At 72.7% G+C, this 3,787-nt stretch carries 1 protein-coding gene; it reads right to left on the reverse strand.

Annotated features, from left to right (window positions below; genetic code table 11):
- The coding region (locus tag ACOJTC_RS32905) for a type I polyketide synthase (RefSeq protein WP_420119804.1) at nt 1-3,375 on the reverse strand (3,375 nt) is incomplete at its 3' end.
- Nucleotides 3,376-3,787 lie beyond the last annotated feature (412 nt).

A 3,787-nucleotide genomic window follows, 5' to 3' on the forward strand; every position in this document is an offset into this window, starting at 1 on the left:
ACCCCACGGGTGGGCCTGTGCGGGGTCGGGGGTGCCGGGGGTCGCCGTGGTCGCGCCCCAGGTGAGGCACCACAGTTTCGCCGCCAGCGTCACCTGGGTGAGCGCCTGGACCAGGGCCAGGGTCAGGGCGACGCCGCCGGGGACGTCGGGCTGGTCCGGGTCGGTGTGCCGGGTCAGGGCCAGCAGCGACACCACGCCGACGACGGCCGGGGCGTCACGCACCCCGTCGCGCAGCCGTTCGGCCACCCGCCCGCCGCACGCGTCCAGTGGTGACAGGGTGACCGTGCGCAGGTACGCGCCGCTGTCCTGGAGCCGGGCGAGGACCCCCTGCAGGCGGTCGTCCCGGTCGTGGTCCGCCGGCTGGACCACCACCCAGGTTCCGAGCAGGCCGGCCGTCGGCTGGGGTGGCAGCGGTGTCCACGAGACGTGGTAGCGCCAGGAGTCGGCGAGCGTGGTCTCGGTCGACTGCTGACGCCAGCGGGCGATCGCCGGCAGCGCCGCCCGCAGGGTGGTGTCGTCCGGTACGCCGATGAGGTGGGAGAGCCCGGCCGGGTCGGTGTGTTCCACGGCGTTCCAGAACCGTTGGTCCGCGACGCCGGTGCGGGTGGCCGGGGTGCCGGGTCGGCGGCCGTCTGCGCCGTCGGCCTCGGGGAGCCAGTAGCGGTCGCGTTGGAAGGGGTAGGTTGGCAGGTCGACGACGGTCGCGTCGGTGAACGCCGCCCGCCAGTCGACGTCGACGCCGCGGGTGTACGCGTCGGCGACGGTGGCCAGGAACTGGCGTCGGTCGCCGCGGCCGCGCCGCAGGGTGCCGATGATCGTGGCGTCGGTGCCGGACTCGTCGATCAGGTCCTGGACGCCCATGGTGAGCACGGGTTGGGGGCTGACCTCCACGAAGAGGCTGTGCCCGGCGTCGAGCAGGGCCCGTACCGTGGCGTCGAGGGCCACCGGCTCGCGCAGGTTGCGGTACCAGTAGGTGGCGTCGAGGCCCCGGGTGTCGAGGTGGGTGCCGGTGACGGTGGAGTAGAAGGGGACGTCCGACGGTCGCGGGGTGAGGCCCGTCAGTTCCGACTCGATCTCGTCGCGGATCTGCTCCACCTGGCCGGAGTGTGCCGCGAAGTCGACGCCTTCGATGCGCCAGCGCAGCATGCCACGGGCCGACAGTTCGCGTTCCAGGGCGGTGAGGGCGGCGTCGTCACCGGAGACGGTGACGGCGGCCGGTCCGTTGACGGCGGCGATCCACAGCCGGTCCTGCCAGGGTGTCAGGAGTTCCCGGACGTCGGCGACCGGGGCGAGGGTCGAGAGCATCGCGCCGGCGCCGCGTAACCGTCGCAGGGCCCTGCTGCGCAGGGCGACGACCTTCGCGGCGTCGGGGAGGGAGAGGGCACCGGCGACGTACGCGGCGGCGATCTCGCCCTGGGAGTGTCCGGCCACCGCGGCGGGGCGGACGCCGTAGGACGCCCACAGTTCGGCCAGCGCCACCATCGTGGCGAACAGGACCGGCTGGACGACGTCGACCCGGTCCAGGGTCGGCGCGCCGGGCGTTCCCCGGACGACGTCGAGCACCGGCCAGTCGAGCCAGGTGGCGAGGGCCTGCGCGCACTCGGTCATGGTGCGGGCGAAGACGGGTTCGGTGTCCAGCAGGTCGCGTGCCATGCCGTCCCAGTGGGTGCCCTGGCCGGAGAAGAGCAGCACCGGTTGCCGGGCGGTGTCGGTGCGGCGTCCGGTGACGGTGGCCGGGTCGGGCCGGTCCGCGGCGAGTGCCTCGAGGCTGTCGAGGAGGGTGGTGCGGTCGGTTCCGGTCACGACGGCGGTGTGTTCCAGGGTGCTGCGGGTGGTGGCCAGCGAGTAGCCGACGTCGGCGGCGTCCAGGTCGTGTTCGTCGACATGGGCGCGCAGGCGTCGGGCCTGGGCGCGCAGCGCCCCGGGAGTGCGGGCGGACAGCACCCACGGCAGGAGCACGGCCGGTGCGGGCCGGGGGTCGGTGGTGGCGGCGGGTGCCTGTTCGAGGACGACGTGGGCGTTGGTGCCGCTCATGCCGAAGGACGACACGGCGGCGCGGCGGGGGCGGTCGACGGTCGGCCAGGGCCGCTGTCGGGTGGTCAGGCGTACGGTGCCGGTGGACCAGTCGACCCGGGTGCTGGGCTGTTGGGCGTGCAGGGTGGCGGGGAGGACGCCGTGCCGCAGCGCCAGTACCATTTTGATCACTCCGGCGATGCCGGCTGCGGCCTGGGTGTGTCCCAGGTTGGACTTGACGGAGCCGAGCCACAGCGGTTGTCCGGCCGGTCGGTTCCGGCCGTAGGTGGCCAACAGCGCCTGCGCCTCGATCGTGTCACCGAGCCGGGTGCCGGAGCCGTGTCCCTCGACCGCGTCCACGTCGCCGCCGGTCAGCCCGGCGGCGGTCAGCGCGGCCTCGATCACCTGCTGCTGTGCGGTGCCGTTGGGCGCGGTCAGGCCGTTGGAGGCGCCGTCGGAGTTGACGGATGATCCGCGCAGCACGGCCAGGACGGGGTGGCCGTGTCGGTGCGCGTCGGACAGTCGTTCCACCAGCAGCACACCGATCCCCTCGCCCCAGCCGGTGCCGTCGGCGGCGTCGGCGTAGGACTTGCACCGGCCGTCCGGGGCGAGTCCGCCGTGTTGGGCGAAGGCGACGAAGCTGGCCGGGGTGGCCATGACGGCCGCGCCCGCGACCAGGGCGAGGTCGCACTCGCCGCTACGCAGGCAGTGGGCGGCCAGGTGCAGGGCGACCAGTGAGGACGAGCAGGCGGTGTCGACCGTCAGGGAGGGCCCGCGCAGGCCGTAGGTGTAGGAGAGCCGGCCGGAGCCGATGCTGCCGGACACTCCGGTGAGCAGGTGCCCTTCGAGCCCGGCCGGGGGTGGGACGGCGGTGAAGGCGTAGTCGGTGTTGCCCATGCCGACGACGACGCCGGTGCGGCTGCCGCGCAGGGACCGGGGGTCGACGCCGGCCCGTTCGAAGGCTTCCCAACTGGTTTCCAGCAGCAGCCGGTGCTGCGGGTCCATCGCCAGGGCTTCGCGGGGGGCGATGCCGAAGAAGCCGGCGTCGAAGTCGGCGGCGTCGGTGAGGAAGCCGCCGTTGCGTACGGGCGGGGGGCCGGCGGCTTCGGTGCCGTCGTGGGCGACGGTGGACGGTGGTGGCCAGTCACGGTCGTCGGGGAAGCCGGTGATGGCGTCCGTGCCGGCGGTCAGCAGCGCCCAGAGGTCCTCGGGTGAGGTCACGCCTCCGGGGAAGCGGCAACTCATCCCGATGATGGCGATCGGCTCCCGCTGGCGTTCCTCCTCCACGCGGAGCCGATGGGTGGTTCTGTCCAGCTCAGCGGTAACTCGTTTGAGGTAATCCAGCAGTTCGTCGTCGCTCACCAAGATCGAGGCTCCTCAATTGTCAGAACACCTGATCTATGTACCCGAGTCGGACCACGTGGATCTTCCGTAATCTGACTCGCGTGACGCAGACCACAGGACACGACGCCGGCGTCCGTTCGAGCACGCCCTGCTCAACCGGCCTTCGCGTGGGGTACGGGTCGCACCGGAGGTCGAACGGAATCCATTTCCGGGATTTCCCGGCAATGGCGGGAGGCGCGATTTCGCGCACCCGCTAAATGGACGGAGGAGTCATCTGACCTATGTCCGGAAATTTGTCGGGTGCTAGCCTCGCTCGCGGTGGAGCCGGACGGCGGGAACCGGTCGGCCGGGTCCCGGAGTCCGCCATGTCAGCAGCGGACCCGCATCGGGGCTGCGCGCCGCCGGAAGTCCGCTCGGGGCGAGGATCGTC

It is taken from the genome of Micromonospora sp., assembly GCF_048594385.1.
Lineage (GTDB): Bacteria > Actinomycetota > Actinomycetes > Mycobacteriales > Micromonosporaceae > Micromonospora > Micromonospora wenchangensis.